Below are 15461 nucleotides of genomic sequence, written 5' to 3' on the forward strand. Positions count from 1 at the left end.
GAGCGGAACAATCGGAGGAATGATCCGACTGTTCACAGCGTCCTCGCTGTGTTTTGTTCTTCAAAGGAACCACGTCCCAACCATGATGGCCGGAGACGGGGTATCAACATATCTGGCGTTGACTTTTGGCACGCTGTTGAGTTCTCAAGGAACGGCCGCTTCCTTTGTACTCACCCGCAGAACATTCTCTGGGGCTTTCCTCCGGGCGCTTCCCTTCGGTCTTGCGTTTCCGACTCTATCAGAGCCTTTCGGCGCTGTTTCCCGGTCGGCGGGGCCTTTCGACATTCACTACGTTAGCCGATTCCCTCGGCAACTCATAATCGAGTTCCGCGAGTTCGAATTCAGGCATGCAGGCACGCCAAAATCGTCCCCGCTAAGGGAAGTCGTAGGTAGTGGTTGGCCGCTTCCGGCTGCTGGCGATTGCCGTACCCGGTTCAAGCGGCTGGAGCTACGTTACGCACGTTCCAAGAACGAGTCAACTTGAGCGACGTCGTGGTGCATGGGCCCGATACGGGCTCACCGTCGGGTCGTTGGCGATCCAGTAGCGCCAGGGGTGGACGGCTCCGTCGCCGGCGACTCCGGTGCGGGGACCGTTGCGTACCTGGTCGGCGGGTACCGGGGTACCCGTCAGGATGCGCAGCGGGGCGTCACCAGCCGCGCACGCGTCCGCGCCGTCCAGGTCGCGGGTCACGTCCAGGGCCGTGGCCAGGCGTGCGGGCCCTTTGGCCAGTTCCTTGTCATTTCGGGCCGAGAGTCGACGTTTACGTGCGAGCTCAGCACCCTCCACGACCTCGCCGGCCCGCAGCAGGACCCCGCTCGGGTTGCCCTCGGGGCCGCAGACCAGGTTCATGCAGAACCACATGCCGTAGGTGAAGTAGACGTACACGTGGCCGGGCGGACCGAACATCACGTCATTGCGGGGCGTACGACCGCGATAGGCGTGGGAGCCGGGGTCGTTCGGACCGTCGTAGGCCTCGACCTCTGTCAGGCGGACGCGGATCGGGCCGTCCGGGGTCGTACGGACGAGGACGCGGCCCAGGATGTCGGGGGCGACCTCGAGAACGGGGCGGTCGAAGAAGTGTCGGGGCAGTGGCGTAGCGTCCGGTGGCGCGATCATGGCGTAGGAGCGTAGTCCAGACCGGTTTCTGGCCAAGGGGTGGTCAAGGGTTCGTCCGCTTGCCAGGGTGTGGGCGCGGAACCGGTCGGGGCCGGATCGCGTTTGTAGGGATCAAAGGCCCACACGTACTAGGGAGAGACATGGCGTTCAAGAAGCTGCTCGCGAGCCTGGGGGCCGGCGGAGCTTCGGTCGAGACGGTGCTGACCGAGGTCAACGTCGTGCCGGGCGGCGTCGTTCAGGGTGAGGTGCGGATCCAGGGCGGGTCCGTGAACCAGAACATCGAGGGCCTGTCCGTGGGGCTGCAGGCCAAGGTCGAGGTCGAGAGCGGCGACGAGGAGTACAAGCAGAACATCGAGTTCACCAAGGTGCGGCTCGGCGGTGCCTTCGAGCTGCAGGCCGGGGCCGTGCACGCGGTGCCGTTCGGTCTGGAGATCCCGTGGGAGACGCCGATCACGACGATCGACGGACAGCCGCTGCGCGGGATGAACATCGGTGTGACGACGGAGCTGGCGATCGCGAGGGCCATCGACTCCGGTGACCTGGACCCGATCAGCGTGCACCCGCTGCCGGCGCAGAAGGCGATTCTGGACGCCTTCATCCAGCTGGGCTTCCGCTTCAAGAACGCGGACATGGAGCGCGGGCACATCCGGGGCACGCGCCAGTCGCTGCCGTTCTACCAGGAGATCGAGTTCTTCCCGCCGTCGCAGTACCGGGGGCTGAACCAGGTAGAGCTGAGCTTCGTGGCGGACGCGCAGGCCATGGACGTCATCCTGGAAATGGACAAGAAGCCGGGACTGTTCAGTGAGGGCAGTGACACGTTCCGCTCCTTCCAGGTCGGCCTGCACGACTTCCACGGCACCGACTGGGTCGGGTACCTCAATCAGTGGCTGTCCGAGGTCGGCAGCAAGCGCAACTGGTTCTAGGCTCGGAACTGCTGATTCCAGTAATCGATGCAGGAGGTACCGAGGTGACCGAGCTCAAGCGGCGACCGCTCCCCCATGACTTCCACCCGCCCGTTCCGTCGTTCAGTGTGACGAGCGAGGACGTCGAGGAGGGCGGGGCGCTCAAGGACGCCCAGGTCTACGCGGCCGGCAACATCTCGCCGCACTTGCGGTGGGAGGGCTTCCCGGAGGAGACCAAGAGCTTCGCCGTGACCTGCTACGACCCGGACGCCCCGACGGGCAGCGGGTTCTGGCACTGGGTCGTGTTCGACATCCCGGCCTCGGTCACCGAGCTTCCGGCGGGTGCGGGCAGCGGCAAGTTCGAGGGGCTTCCCGAGGGTGCCGTGCAGGCGCGCAACGACTACGGGAGCAGGGACTTCGGCGGTGCCGCTCCGCCGCCCGGGGACGGACCGCACCGGTATGTGTTCACGGTGTACGCCGTGGATCAGGAGAAGCTCGGCCCGGATGCCGATGCCTCCCCCGCCTTCGTCGGTTTCAATCTGCGGTTCCACGCGATCGCGCGAGCCCAGCTGGTCGGCGAGCACGAGGTGCCCGCCGAAGTCTGAGATTCACTGAACGTTTGCCCGCCTCTGGTCTTGGAAGTGATCAGAGGCGGGCATTTTTTATTGCGTTGTCCATCTCGGCGCGCCCGTCCAAAGTTGATCCAAGCCCGCCAGGGGGTGGGCCAGGTGCACGAAGGAGGTGGGCTGGATGCGGGACACGCTGGTGCTGAACGCGAGCTTCGAGCCGCTGTCCACGGTGACGTTGAACCGAGCCGTTGTCCTGGTGCTGCAGGACAAGGCCGTCGTCGAGCAGGCCCACCCCGAACTGCGCATGCGCGGAGCGGCGGTTGACATACCGGCCCCCCGGGTGATCCGGCTGTGCAGGTATGTGAGGGTCCCGTTCCGAAGACAAGCTCCGTGGTCGAGGCGGGGTGTGCTGGTCAGGGACCGGCACAGGTGCGCGTACTGCGGCAGGCGCGCGACGACCGTGGACCACGTGGTGCCGCGGTCGCAGGGCGGACAGGACACCTGGCTGAACACGGTGGCCTCGTGCGCGGAGGACAACCACCGCAAGGCGAACCGGACTCCGGAGCAGGCGCAGATGCCGCTGCTGCGGCCGCCGTTCGAGCCGACGCCCGCGGACGCGATGCTGTTGTCGCTGGGTAACGACGACTTCGCGGCTCTGCCGGACTGGCTTTCGCAGCCCGCGCCGGCGGCCTAGGCGGACGGAAGAGCGTGAACGAACCGGGGCCCGCCTCCTGAAGGAGGCGGGCCCCGGTGTCGTATGCGTCGTGGGAAGTCGTCAGTCGATGGACGGCTTCTCGCGTCGTTCCGGGGCCCGGTCGGAGCCCGAGTCGCTCGAACCGCCGCCGAACGGGCCCATGTTGCCCATCGCGCCGGACAGGCCCTTGAGGGCGTCGCCGATCTCGCTGGGCACGATCCAGAGCTTGTTGGCGTCTCCCTCGGCGATCTTCGGGAGCATCTGGAGGTACTGGTAGCTGAGCAGCTTCTGGTCGGCGTCGCCGGCGTGGATGGCCTCGAAGACCGTACGGACCGCCTGGGCCTCGCCCTCGGCGCGCAGGGCCGCTGCCTTGGCCTCACCTTCGGCGCGCAGGATCTGGGACTGCTTCTCGCCCTCGGCGGTGAGGATGGCGGCCTGGCGCGTGCCTTCCGCCGTGAGGATCGCGGCGCGCTTGTCGCGGTCGGCGCGCATCTGCTTCTCCATCGAGTCCTGGATGGAGGTGGGGGGCTCAATTGCCTTGAGTTCGACGCGGTTCACGCGGATGCCCCACTTGCCCGTCGCCTCGTCGAGGACTCCGCGCAGGGCCGCGTTGATCTCCTCGCGGGAGGTCAGGGTCCGCTCCAGGTCCATGCCACCGATGATGTTGCGGAGCGTGGTGACGGTGAGCTGCTCGATCGCCTGGATGTAGCTGGCCACTTCGTAGGTCGCGGCCCGCGCGTCCGTCACCTGGTAGTAGATGACCGTGTCGATGTTGACCACCAGGTTGTCCTGGGTGATCACCGGCTGCGGCGGGAACGGCACGACCTGTTCGCGCAGGTCGATGCGGTTGCGGATGGTGTCGATGAACGGGACGACGATGTTGAGGCCCGCGTTGAGTGTCCGCGTGTAACGACCGAAGCGCTCGACGATGGCGGCGCTGGCCTGCGGGATGACTTGGATTGTCCTGATCAGGGCGATGAAGACCAACACCACCAGGATGATCAGGACGATGATGACCGGTTCCATCGTCGTTCCCCGTACCCTTCTCCGCCTCGGCTCTTTCGGAAGATCTTATGGTTGTTGAAGATCTTGCTGGTCGAGCATGACAGACCGTCGCACAACTCGTGGCCTGTTCCGTTCAGTTGAGTCGTGCGAGGTCAGATGACGATCGCGGTCGCTCCCTCGATCTCCACGACATCCACTTCCTGTCCCACTTCGTAGGCACGGTCGTTGTCGAGCGAGCGGGCCGACCAGACCTCTCCGGCGAGTTTGATGCGGCCGCCCGAGCCGTCCACTCGCTCCAGCACCAAGGCCTGCTTGCCCTTCAACGCATCGATGCCGGTGCGCAGTTGAGGGCGTTGCGTGCTGTGCCGGGTCGCGATGGGCCGGACGACGGCGATGAGGGCGACCGAGACGACGACGAAGGCGAGGACCTGGACCACCACACCGAAACCCAGTCCGGCGGCGCCGGCGGCGGCGAGGGCACCCACGGCGAACATGCCGAACTCCGGCATGGCCGTGATCACCAGGGGGATTCCGAGCGCGGCCGCGCCGACGAGCCACCACACCCATGCGTCGATGTCGTTCACAAGGTCAATGGTATGACCGCGAGTCGTGCTGCGGACAGGGCGCAAAAGGGGTCAGGACATGGGAAGACCCTGCGCGGTCCAGCGTTCGCCGACCTGCTCGACGAGGAGGGGCAGGCCGAAGCAGAGGGAGAGGTTGCGCGAGGTGAGTTCGAGTTCGAGGGGGCCGGCGGCGAGCACCTTGCCCTGACGGATCATCAGGACGTGGGTGAAGCCGGGGGCGATCTCCTCGACGTGGTGGGTGACCATCAGCATCGAGGGGGCGATCGGGTCGCGGGCGAGCCGGCCGAGGCGGCGGACCAGGTCCTCGCGGCCGCCGAGGTCGAGGCCGGCGGCGGGCTCGTCGAGGAGCAGCAGTTCGGGGTCGGTCATCAGCGCGCGGGCGATGAGGGTGCGCTTGCGCTCGCCCTCGGAGAGGGTGCCGAACTTGCGCTCCAGGTAGTCGCTCATGCCGAGGCGGTCGAGGAAGGCACGGGCGCGCTGCTCGTCGATCTCCTCGTACTCCTCCTGCCACCCGGCCGTCATGCCGTACGCGGCGGTCAGTACGGTCTCCAGGACGGTCTGGCGCTTGGGGAGCTTGTCGGCCATGGCGATTCCGGCGATGCCGATGCGGGGGCGCAGCTCGAAGACGTCGGTGCCGGGCTTGCCGAGGGTCTCGCCGAGGATGGTGGCGGTGCCCTTGCTGGGGTAGAGGTAGCTGGACGCGACGTTCAGGAGCGTGGTCTTGCCGGCGCCGTTGGGACCGAGGATGACCCAGCGCTCGCCCTCCTTGACCGACCAGGAGACCTGGTCCACCAGAGCCCGGCCCTCCCGGACCACAGATACGTCCTGAAGCTCCAGAACATCGCTCATGAGCGCGTTGTCTCCCCTTGCAGTGTGGCCAGGTCTCGGCGTCTCGGCTGTCGCGTGCGCGCTGGTGTGCGCAGCCCTCGATGAAATCTACGCCACCGGCCGCCCGCTCCATTCCATCGGTCCGGTCCTTAGGCTGGGGGTCATGTTCTCGGAACCACGTTCAGGGCGCCTCGCCGCATGGGGAAACGCCCTTTTGGCCGGTCTTGTCTCGCCGGACGACGCTGTGCTCGCGATCGTCGGGGACGACGCGGTGCATCGGATGGAGGGGCTGCCCGGGGAGTCGGGGCCGGTCGGGCTCACGCTCGCGCTGGGGCGGCTGCGGACACTCGGGGCGACGGGTCTGCGCGTCGCGCTGCCGGCGCCGGGGCATCCGCTGGGGTTGAGCGGGCCGCCGGAGTTCAACGCGCGGGCGATAGAGGCCGAGGAGGCGGTGGTCTGCTACGGGACCGCGCTGGGGCTGGTGCCCGAGGTGTACGAGGCCGGGCCCGACGGCGATGTCCATGTCGAGGTCGTGTGGCACTGCCTGCCGGTGCGGGAGGCTCCGCCGGCGGACGTGCCGTCGCTGGGTGAGGCGGAGCGGGAGCTGGCGGAGGCTCTTCGGGACGCCACGGAGGTGCTGTCCCGGTTGGACGTCGCCGGGTCGGGGCCGGTGGCGGACGCGGCGATCGAGGCGTACCGGGCGCGGGCCGAGCGGGGGCGGGAGGTGTTGGCGCCGGGGTATCCGCCACGGGCGGCGCGGGTGCTGGAACTTGCCGAGCGGGTGGGGATGCTCGTCGCGCTGGCCGAGTCCAACGGGCATGGCGGCGCGGTGACTTCTGGGGAGATGGCGGCTCGGGCGTTGGCGTTGCGGCCGGTTGAGCGGACGGCTCGGCGGGCTCAGGTCGCGGCGTACAACTCCGTTGTGGAGGAGCGGGAGCGGTGGTGAGGGTCGGTTCGGTTGTTGGCCTGCGTTGACGTGAGCGTCTGGGGGCTGCCGCCCCCAGGCCCCGGCTTCGGCCTGGAAGGCCTCGTCCTCAAACGCCGGACGGGCTGAAGGACAAAGGCCCTCACGTGCTGCGAGAGCCCGGACATCAGAAGGGCCCCGCCGGTCTCCGTTGACCGGTGGGGCCCTTCTTGATGGTGCTGGCGTCAGTCGTTCGTGCCCTGGTTGCCGAACGCCGGGTTCAGCAGGCCGATGACATTGACGCTGTCGCCGACGACGTTGACGGGGACGTGGACGGGGACCTGGACCAGGTTGCCCGAGCCGACGCCCGGCGACTTCACGGCCGCGCCGTCGGCACCCGCGTCGGCGACAGCGGCGCCGGCACCCGCGCCGGCGGCGATGCCGGCCACGGTGAGGGCTACGGCGGCCTTCTTGGCGATGTTCATGAGAAGCGTTCCTCCTGCGTTTGCGTATCCGACCCGGCCGCGGGTCGTGCGCTGATCAACGAGGAAGGGAACGAGGGCGGTACGCGAATCAGACATGAACCGCCCTTTCGGATTATTCGAACGACTAGCTGACCGGCCTCCCGGGGCTACCCGGGAGGCCGGAGGTCACCGCTCGCCGTGGGGCGGAGTCAGCGGTTGATGCCGAGGTTGCCGAAGGCGGGGTTCAGCACACCGATGACGTTCACGCTGTTGCCGACCGCGTTCACCGGGACGTGGACCGGGACCTGGACGAGGTTGCCCGAGCCGACGCCCGGCGAGCTGACGGCCTGGCCGTCGGCCAGCGAACCACCGGTGGCAGAGGCCATTCCCGCACCGGCGGCGACCAGCCCGCCGGCCACCATCGTCACGGCCGCTGCCTTCTTCAGGTTCTTCACTTCTGAGTCCTCCTAGCGATGACCGCGGCAGTCGCCGCGGCACGCACTGGAGAACGGCGGAGATCCACGAAGGATGCGCCATCCGGGGGACATTCCCACGACGGTATGAATCTCAGTCCGGAGTGAGACGCTCCGAATTGCCGTGCGCCCCCTGACGCGCCGTGGATCAACCGGCCACTCCGTGACGTACCGCCCAGAGCGCGGCCTGGGTGCGGTCCGCCAGGTCGAGCTTCATCAGGATGTTCGAGACGTGGGTCTTGACCGTCTTCTCGGAGAGGACGAGGGCGCGGGCGATCTCGCGGTTGGAGCGGCCGTCCGCTATCAGGCCCAGCACCTCGCGCTCCCGCTCGGTCAGCGAACCCGCCCGCCCCTGGCCCGAGTTGGCCTCCTCCTGGGAGATCAGCGCGCCGGCCACCTCGGGCTGGAGCAGGATGTGCCCCGCGTGCACCGAGCGGATGGCGCCGGCGAGCGCGTCCGGATCCACGTCCTTGTAGACGTATCCGGCGGCTCCGGCGCGCAGGGCCGGGATCACCGTGCGCTGCTCGGTGAAGCTGGTGACGATCAACACCCGCGCGGGGTTCGCCAGTTCGCGGAGCTTGCGGAGGGCGTCCACGCCGTCCATGCCCGGCATCTTGACGTCCATGAGGACGACGTCGGGCTTCAACTCCTCGGCGCGGGCGACTCCTTCGGCGCCGTCGGCCGCCTCGCCCACGACCTCGATGTCGTCCTGCACCTCCAGGAAGGTGCGCAGGCCGCGGCGGACCACCTGGTGGTCGTCGACGAGCAGCACCTTGATTGCGTCAGCCACCGGGGACCTCCATCTCGATCGTGGTGCCCTTGCCGGGCGCCGATTGCACGGTCAGTGTGCCGCCGACGCCACTCGTCCGGTCGCGCATGGAGACCAGGCCGAGGTGGCGTCCGGCGCGGCGGGTGGTGTGCGGGTCGAAGCCGCCGCCGTCGTCGGTGACCCGCAGGACGGCTCCGCCTCCGCGCCGGGCGAGGGTCACCTCGACGTGCTCGGCGCCGGAGTGGCGGAGCGCGTTGTGCAGGGCTTCCTGCGCGACCCGCAGGACGGCCTCTTCCTGGGATGCCGGCAGCGCGCGTACGCCGCAGCTCTCGAAGGTCACGCGCGCGGTGTGGGCGCGGTCGAGGACCTGGGCCTGGGTGCGCAGGGTGGCGACGAGGCCGTCCTCGTCGAGGGCCGCGGGGCGCAACTCGACGACGGCGTCGCGCAGTTCGTCCGCGGCTTCGGCGGCGAGCGCGGCCACCTGCTGCAACTCGCCCTTGGCGCGCGCCGGGTCGCGGTCGACGAGGGCTGCGGCGGCCTGGGCGGTCAGGCGCAGGGAGAAGAGCTTCTGGCTGACGGCGTCGTGCAGTTCGTGGGCGAGGCGGGAGCGCTCCTCGACGATGGTCAGCTCCCGACTGCGTTCGTACAGGCGGGCGTTGGTGAGGGCGATCGCCGCGTGCTGGGCGAGGATGTCGAGCAGCTCCTCGTCCTCCTGCGTGAAGGCGCAGCGTCCGTCGCTCCTGGGACGCGGATGCTCCTCCGTCGCCGAGGACCTCACGGTCGCCGAGCCCCTTTCCGGCACCGAGCCCTTCTCCGTAGCCGGGCGCACCTTGTTGGCGAGGAACAGCGCGCCGATGACCTCGTCGCCGTCCTTGATGGGCAGGCCCAGGAAGTCGGACATGTTGGGGTGGGCGGACGGCCAGCCCTCGAAGCGTGGGTCCTTGCGCACGTCGGCCAGGCGCTCCGCCTTCGCCTCGTGCAGCATCGCGGCGAGGATGCCGTGCTGGCGCGGGAGCGGGCCGATGGCCTTCCACTGGGCGTCGCTGACGCCGTCGACCACGAACTGGGCGAAGCCCCCGTGGTCGTCGGGGACGCCGAGTGCCGCGTACTGCGCGCCGAGCAGCTCACGGGCCGAGGCGACGATCGTCTTGAGGACGTCGCGCACCTCGAGGTGCCTGCTCATGGCCAGCAGCGCGGAACTCACCGCGGCGAGGCCGGACCGGGGGCCTTGACTCATGTCCTCACGGTACCGGCGGGGTGTGACACCGCGGATCGGACCAGTGGCGGCCCGGACCGGGTCTGTGGACCTAGGCCGAAAGTCCCCGGAACGGCAGGCGTAGGTCGAAGGGCCTTGGCGCTTTGGGGCCCGCGTCCGACGCGGGGCGGGTGAGGCCGTTCCTACGTTGAAGGCACGCCGATCAACGGGCGGACTTTACGAGGGGACGTGTGTCATGCCGGTGGCGATCATCACGGGGGCTTCGAAGGGACTGGGGCGGGCGCTCGCCGAGGCGCTGGCCGCACGGGGCTGGGATCTGGTGCTCGACGCCAGGAGCGAGGGGGTCCTGGCGGAGACGGCGGCGGCCGTGTCGGCGTACGGCACGCGTGTGACGGCGGTGGCCGGGGACGTCACGGACGCCGTGCACCGGTCCGAGCTGGTGGCGGCCGCGTGGCGGCTCGGCGGTGCCGACCTGCTGGTGAGCAATGCCAGCGCGCTGGGCGCGGAGCCGCTGGTACGGCTGGAGAAGCTGCCCCTGGAGGGACTGCGGCGGGCGCTGGAGGTGAACGTGGTCGCCGCGCTCGGCCTGGTCCAGGAGGCGCTGCCGCTGCTGCGGGTGTCCGGGACGGGCGGCACGGTGATCGCCGTCAGCTCGGACGCGGCGGCCGAGGCGTACGAGACGTGGGGCGGGTACGGGGCGTCGAAGGCGGCCCTGGACCAGCTCGTGGCGGTGCTCGGGGCGGAGGAGCCGGGGTTGCGGGTGTGGGCGGTGGATCCCGGGGACATGGCGACGGACCTGTACGCGGCGGCCGTACCGGACGACGACGATCCGCGTCCCGCGCCGGCCGATGTGGTGCCGGCCTTCCTGCGGCTGTTGGACGAACGGCCGGTGAGCGGCCGCTACGCGGCTCCGTCGCTGCTGGTGGAGGGGCGATGACGCTGGCGATGGGGGTCCCCCCGCACGAGCGGAGCCGAGGGTGGGGGAAGGTACCGGAAGAGCTGTTCGCGAGGATCCCGGCCGAGCAGCGCGGGCCGGGGCGCGGCCGGGATTCCGTACGGCTGCTGGTGTCGCGGGGCGTCGAGGTCTCCCACCACGCCTTCGTGGAACTGCCCCGGCTGCTGCGGGCCGGGGACCTGCTGGTCGTGAACACCTCGCCGACCCTGGCCGCCGCCGTGGACGGCCGCATCGGGCACGCGCGCGTGGTGGTGCACTTCTCCACGCGCGGGGACGACGGGCGGTGGGCGGTCGAACTGCGCGACCCCGCCGGGGACGGCACCACACGCGCGCGTGCGGGTGGCCCCGCGGGGACGGAGGTGCGGCTGCCCGGCGGGGTCCGGCTGATGCTCACGGCGCCTCTGGGGCCGGACAGCGACCGGCTGTGGTGGGCGCGGGTGTCGGGGGCGCAAGCGCAGACGTCGGGAGCGGGCGTCCTCGCACTGCTCCGCGAGCACGGGCGGCCCATTCGTTACTCCTATACGGAGCGGGATCAGCCGTTGTCCGTGTATCAGACCGTGTTCGCGTTGCCGACGGCCGATGGGACGGGGAGCGCGGAGATGCCGAGTGCCGCGCGGCCGTTCACCGCGGCGCTGGTGGCGGAGCTGGTGAGCCGGGGGGTGCAGTTCGCGCCGATCACGCTGCACACCGGGGTGGCGTCGGTGGAGGCGCACGAGTCGCCGTATCCGGAGCGGTTCTCGGTGCCGGAGGCGTCGGCGCGGCTGATCAACGCGGCGCGGGCCGGGGGTGGGCGGGTTGTCGCGGTGGGGACGACGGCCGTGCGGGCGGTGGAGTCGGCCGCCGATGCGGGCGGAGTCGTACGCGCGCGTGCGGGGTGGACGGATCTCGTCGTCACACCGGAGCGCGGTGTGCGGGTGGTGGACGGGCTGCTGACCGGACTGCACGAGCCGGAGGCCTCGCATCTGCTGATGCTGGAGGCGGTAGCGGGGCGGGCGGCGATCGACCGCAGTTATGAGGAGGCGGTGCGCGGGCTCTACCTGTGGCACGAGTTCGGGGACGTCCATCTCATCCTCCCGGAGGAGGATCCTCACTCGGCGCATTGCTCCAGCAACTAACGGTGAGACTGTTACGTCCCCGATGTGAGCCCGCGCATAGGGCGCAGATCACGTACGAAGGTCGATAGGAGATAAACACTCCCCTTATGAGCGGGGCAGACAGTCCAGTCTGCCCCGTTTTGCCCTTCCTGCGTCCACTACCCAGGATCGTACGTCACACCTTTGCCTCGGCATTTTGCGGCCGCTAACAATGGCAGCCGTCGCTCAGCGCCTCGGGTTCCCCCGGGGCGTTCGTGCGGGATGGACCGGAGTCCCCCGCCGGACGAAGAGCGACCTCCGCGCTATTCGAAGAGGTCCGTCTTTCATGCCGAAGAACTTCAGTGCTCGTGGGCGCAGTCTTGCCCTGACCCGTCGCCACAAGATCGCGATCGCCGGTGTCGCCACCCTGGGCGCCGCCTCCCTCGCGTTCTCCGCCGTGCCCGGCAACGCGGAGACGACCACGAGCGAGGCCGCTTCCTCGGCGCAGGCCCAGATCGCCTACAGCTCCGAGCCGATCAAGGGCGTCAAGGCCAGCGTCACCGACCAGCTCGCCGGTGCCAGCCTGAAGGCCGAGCAGATCCAGGCCAAGGCCGACGCGAAGAAGAAGGCCGCCGCCGAGGCCGCCGCCAAGAAGAAGGCGGCCGCTCAGGCCGCGGCGAAGAAGAAGGCCGCCGCCGAGCGCAAGGCGAAGAAGACCGCGAGCCGCTCCACCAAGCGCGCCGCGCTCAAGCCGGCCGCCGCGAAGACCTACGCCAACAACCTCGACGGCTGGATCGACCACGCCCTGGCGATCATGAAGCAGAAGGGCATCCCGGGCTCGTACAACGGCCTGTACAAGAACATCATGCGGGAGTCCTCGGGCAACCCGAGCGCCATCAACGGCTGGGACGTCAACGCGGTCAACGGCACCCCGTCGATCGGCCTGCTCCAGGTCATCCAGCCGACCTTCAGCGCGTACCACGTCTCCGGTACTTCGACGAACATCTACGACCCGGTCGCCAACATCACCGCCGCCGCCAACTACGCGGCCCACCGGTACGGCTCGATCGACAACGTCAACAGCGCGTACTGAGGTCGGCGCGGACCTCGGCAGCGAACGCCGAAGGGCGGCACCCCCTGACGGGTGCCGCCCTTCGGCGTCGTACGGGACCGGCTACTTGCGCATGACCTCGGGCTCGTGGCGGCGCAGGAAGCGGGCCACGAGGATGCCGCAGATGACCGCCAGGGCGATCAGGGCGATCATGTCGATCGTCCATGCGGTGGTGGTGTGCTCCCACAGGGGATCCGTCTTGCCCGGGTTGTCCTTGTTCGGACTGAGCACGTTGAAGTCGAGCGTGGCACCCGCCGCGGCGACGGCCCAGCGTGACGGCATCAGGTACGAGACCTGGTTGACGCCCACCGCGCCGTTCAGGGTGAAGAGGCAGCCGGTGAACACGACCTGGACGATCGCGAACATGACCAGCAACGGCATCGTCTTCTCGGAGGTCTTCACCAGCGAGGAGATGACCAGGCCGAACATCATCGACGTGAAGCCCAGCGCCATGACCGGGATGGTGAGTTCGACCTTGGTCGCGCTGCCCAGGAACAGGGACTCCTTCGGCACCTCACGGGTGGCGAAGCCGATGGCGCCCACCAGCGCGCCCTGGAGCAGGGTGATCACGCCGAGCACGACGACCTTGGACATCAGGTACGCCGAGCGGGACAGGCCCGTCGCGCGTTCCCGCTCGTAGATCACCCGTTCCTTGATCAGCTCGCGGACCGAGTTGGCCGCGCCCGCGAAGCACGCGCCGACCGCGAGGATCAGCAGCACCGTGGTGGCCGTGGCGTTGCCCTGGCGACCGCGGGGCAGCAGGTCCTGGCCCGAGTCGATGAGCAGGCTGACCGAGCCCAGGACCAGCGGCAGGATGACCGTCAGTGCCAGGAAGCCCTTGTCCGACACGATCACCGACACATAGCGGCGGATCAGGGTGAGCAGCTGCGAGCCCCAGCCCTGCGGCTTGGGCGGCTTCATCGCCTGCGGCGGCGGCATCTGTACGGACTGCGGAGCAATCGCGTCGATGTCCGCGGCGTACATCTGGTAGTGCTGCGAGCCCTTCCAGCGTCCCGCCCAGTCGTAGTCGCGGTAGTTCTCGAAGGCGGAGAAGACATCGGCCCAGGTGTCGTAACCGAAGAAGTTCAGGGCCTCCTCGGGCGGTCCGAAGTAGGCGACCGAGCCGCCCGGCGCCATCACCAGGAGCTTGTCGCAGATCGCGAGTTCGGCCACCGAGTGGGTGACGACGAGGACCGTGCGGCCGTCGTCGGCGAGGCCGCGCAGCAGCTGCATGACATCGCGGTCCATGCCCGGGTCGAGGCCGGAGGTCGGCTCGTCCAGGAAGATCAGCGACGGCTTGGTGAGCAGCTCCAGAGCCACCGAGACGCGCTTGCGCTGGCCACCGGAGAGGGAGGTGACCTTCTTCTCCTTGTGGATGTCCAGCTTCAGCTCGCGCAGCACCTCGTCGATCCGGGCGTTGCGCTCGGCGCCGGTGGTGTCGGCGGGGAAGCGGAGCTTGGCCGCGTACTTGAGGGCCTTCTTGACGGTCAGTTCCTTGTGCAGGATGTCGTCCTGCGGGACCAGACCGATGCGCTGGCGCAGCTCGGCGAACTGCTTGTACAGGTTGCGGTTGTCGTAGAGGACATCGCCCTGGTTGGCGGGCCGGTAGCCGGTGAGCGCCTTGAGCAGGGTCGACTTGCCCGATCCGGAAGGACCGATGACCGCGATCAGCGACTTCTCCGGTACGCCGAAGGAGACGTCCTTGAGGATCTGCTTGCCGCCGTCGACCTCGACGGTCAGGTGGCGGGCGGAGAAGGACACCTCACCGGTGTCGACGAACTCCTCGAGCCGGTCGCCGACGATCCGGAACGTCGAGTGGCCGACGCCGACGATGTCCGTCGGACCGAGCAGCTGCGAGCCGCCCTTGGCGATCGGCTGGCCGTTGACGTACGTGCCGTTGTGCGAGCCGAGGTCGCGGATCTCCATGCGCCCGTCGGGCATCGAGTGGAACTCGGCGTGGTTGCGGGAGACCTGCAGGTCCGAGACGACCAGGTCGTTCTCCAGGGCACGGCCGATGCGCATCACGCGACCGATCGAGAACTGGTGGAACGTGGTCGGGCTGCGGTCGCCGTAGACCGGAGGTGCCCCCGCGACACCACCGGAGTTCTGCTGCGGCGGGATGTGCGCGGCCGGCTGCTGCGGTGTGGCCTGCTGCGGCTGCTGCCAGCCGGCCTGCGGTGCCTGCTGCTGCGGGGGCGCCTGCTGCGCCCAGCCTGGGCCCGCGCCCTGGGCCGCGTACGGCTGCTGCTGCGGCTGCGGCTGCGGCGTCGCGGCCGCGGCGCCGGACGCGCTGAGCAGCGGCCCGTCGGTCGCGTTGCCGAGGTGCACGGCGGAGCCCGGGCCGATCTCCATCTGATGGATCCGCTGGCCCTGCACGAAGGTGCCGTTGGTGGAGCCGTGGTCCTCGATGACCCAACTGCGGCCCCCCCAGCTGATCGTGGCGTGGCGCCAGGACACCCTGGCGTCGTCGAGCACGATGTCGCCCTGCGGATCACGTCCGAGGGTGTATGGCCTGGACTCCTCTAGCGTCCAGGTACGTCCGTTCAATTCCAGTACGAGTTCCGGCACTCCAAGCCCCACTGAGTAGTCCCCCGAATTACCCCCATCACAGGGAGTCTAGGGATGTCGAACATCGTCGGGAACTATTTCAGGCTCACCCCCCTGACCGAAAGTCGGGCGTCGTGAAGACCACGCGTCAACGCATCGTCCGGTTCCGTTGACGGGGTTGAAACCGACCCGGAGAGTGGTAATCCACGCGAGGGGGATCAGGGCGCGGCTGCTGTGCCGTGCGCTGCGG

The 15461-nt window shown here is 69.1% G+C and carries 15 protein-coding genes and 2 pseudogenes; 7 read left to right on the top strand and 10 right to left on the bottom strand.

Annotation, left to right across the window (positions count from 1 at the left end; translation table 11 throughout):
- Positions 1 to 475: 475 nt before the first annotated feature.
- Positions 476 to 1117, bottom strand: coding sequence for a DNA-3-methyladenine glycosylase (locus ACIQI8_RS09625; RefSeq protein ID WP_402346787.1), 642 nt, complete (start codon positions 1115 to 1117; stop codon positions 476 to 478).
- Between the two features lie 140 nt (positions 1118 to 1257).
- Between ACIQI8_RS09625 and ACIQI8_RS09630 the strand changes: the two genes are divergently transcribed.
- From ACIQI8_RS09630 to ACIQI8_RS09640, 3 genes are all read left to right on the top strand, one after another.
- Positions 1258 to 2040: a sporulation protein gene (locus ACIQI8_RS09630; protein ID WP_402346789.1), complete on the top strand. Its 783-nt coding sequence runs from the start codon at positions 1258 to 1260 to the stop codon at positions 2038 to 2040.
- Between the two features lie 44 nt (positions 2041 to 2084).
- Positions 2085 to 2624: a YbhB/YbcL family Raf kinase inhibitor-like protein gene (locus ACIQI8_RS09635; protein WP_402346791.1), complete on the top strand. Its 540-nt coding sequence runs from the start codon at positions 2085 to 2087 to the stop codon at positions 2622 to 2624.
- Between the two features lie 145 nt (positions 2625 to 2769).
- A complete protein-coding gene (locus ACIQI8_RS09640) occupies positions 2770 to 3282 on the top strand; it encodes an HNH endonuclease (RefSeq protein WP_124002456.1) in 513 nt (170 codons plus the stop codon).
- An 81-nt stretch (positions 3283 to 3363) separates the two neighbouring features.
- Here the strand turns inward: ACIQI8_RS09640 and ACIQI8_RS09645 are convergent, their stop codons facing one another.
- The 3 genes from ACIQI8_RS09645 to ACIQI8_RS09655 all read right to left on the bottom strand — a co-directional run bounded on the left by ACIQI8_RS09645 (position 3364) and on the right by ACIQI8_RS09655 (position 5720).
- Positions 3364 to 4308: an SPFH domain-containing protein gene (locus ACIQI8_RS09645; RefSeq protein WP_402346793.1), complete on the bottom strand. Its 945-nt coding sequence runs from the start codon at positions 4306 to 4308 to the stop codon at positions 3364 to 3366.
- Between the two features lie 131 nt (positions 4309 to 4439).
- Positions 4440 to 4871 (bottom strand): NfeD family protein, encoded by a 432-nt coding sequence (locus tag ACIQI8_RS09650; protein WP_124002454.1) that lies wholly within the window; start codon positions 4869 to 4871, stop codon positions 4440 to 4442.
- Positions 4872 to 4922: 51 nt separating this feature from the next.
- Positions 4923 to 5720, bottom strand: coding sequence for an ABC transporter ATP-binding protein (locus tag ACIQI8_RS09655; RefSeq protein ID WP_124002453.1), 798 nt, complete (start codon positions 5718 to 5720; stop codon positions 4923 to 4925).
- Between the two features lie 142 nt (positions 5721 to 5862).
- Here ACIQI8_RS09655 and ACIQI8_RS09660 point away from each other — a divergent pair, with 142 nt between their 5' ends.
- On the top strand, positions 5863 to 6645 hold the full coding sequence (locus ACIQI8_RS09660; RefSeq protein ID WP_402346795.1) for a hypothetical protein: 783 nt from the start codon (positions 5863 to 5865) through the stop codon (positions 6643 to 6645).
- Between the two features lie 203 nt (positions 6646 to 6848).
- Here the strand turns inward: ACIQI8_RS09660 and ACIQI8_RS09665 are convergent, their stop codons facing one another.
- The 5 genes and pseudogenes from ACIQI8_RS09665 to ACIQI8_RS09685 all read right to left on the bottom strand — a co-directional run.
- The gene (locus ACIQI8_RS09665; protein ID WP_124002451.1) at positions 6849 to 7088 is read right to left on the bottom strand and encodes a chaplin; all 240 of its coding nucleotides are present in this window, start codon (positions 7086 to 7088) and stop codon (positions 6849 to 6851) included.
- A 188-nt stretch (positions 7089 to 7276) separates the two neighbouring features.
- On the bottom strand, positions 7277 to 7522 hold the full coding sequence (gene chpE / locus ACIQI8_RS09670) for a chaplin ChpE (protein WP_402346798.1): 246 nt from the start codon (positions 7520 to 7522) through the stop codon (positions 7277 to 7279).
- A gap of 166 nt (positions 7523 to 7688) precedes the next feature.
- On the bottom strand, positions 7689 to 8330 hold the full coding sequence (locus ACIQI8_RS09675; RefSeq protein WP_402346800.1) for a response regulator: 642 nt from the start codon (positions 8328 to 8330) through the stop codon (positions 7689 to 7691).
- A pseudogene (locus ACIQI8_RS09680) lies at positions 8323 to 9042 on the bottom strand (sensor histidine kinase); the annotation flags it as partial. The pseudogene ACIQI8_RS09680 and the gene ACIQI8_RS09675, both read right to left, overlap by 8 nt.
- Positions 9043 to 9138: 96 nt before the next feature.
- Positions 9139 to 9546, bottom strand: a pseudogene (locus ACIQI8_RS09685) (GAF domain-containing protein); the annotation flags it as partial.
- Between the two features lie 214 nt (positions 9547 to 9760).
- Between ACIQI8_RS09685 and ACIQI8_RS09690 the strand changes: the two are divergent.
- The 3 genes from ACIQI8_RS09690 to ACIQI8_RS09700 all read left to right on the top strand — a co-directional run bounded on the left by ACIQI8_RS09690 (position 9761) and on the right by ACIQI8_RS09700 (position 12646).
- Positions 9761 to 10462 carry an SDR family NAD(P)-dependent oxidoreductase gene (locus tag ACIQI8_RS09690; protein ID WP_402346802.1) on the top strand — a complete coding sequence of 234 codons (702 nt, stop codon included), beginning with the start codon at positions 9761 to 9763 and terminating at the stop codon, positions 10460 to 10462.
- Positions 10459 to 11595 (top strand): S-adenosylmethionine:tRNA ribosyltransferase-isomerase, encoded by a 1137-nt coding sequence (locus ACIQI8_RS09695; protein ID WP_402346804.1) that lies wholly within the window; start codon positions 10459 to 10461, stop codon positions 11593 to 11595. The genes ACIQI8_RS09690 and ACIQI8_RS09695 overlap by 4 nt, the downstream gene beginning before the upstream one ends.
- 304 nt (positions 11596 to 11899) lie before the next feature.
- Positions 11900 to 12646, top strand: a complete 747-nt coding sequence (locus ACIQI8_RS09700) for a transglycosylase SLT domain-containing protein (RefSeq protein ID WP_402346806.1) — start codon at positions 11900 to 11902, stop codon at positions 12644 to 12646.
- Positions 12647 to 12727: 81 nt separating this feature from the next.
- On the opposite strand, the gene ACIQI8_RS09705 is transcribed toward ACIQI8_RS09700, so the two are convergent.
- The gene (locus ACIQI8_RS09705) at positions 12728 to 15232 is read right to left on the bottom strand and encodes an FHA domain-containing protein (protein ID WP_402346808.1); all 2505 of its coding nucleotides are present in this window, start codon (positions 15230 to 15232) and stop codon (positions 12728 to 12730) included.
- Positions 15233 to 15461 lie beyond the last annotated feature (229 nt).

This window comes from Streptomyces sp. NPDC092369, assembly GCF_044755245.1.
Classification (GTDB): domain Bacteria; phylum Actinomycetota; class Actinomycetes; order Streptomycetales; family Streptomycetaceae; genus Streptomyces.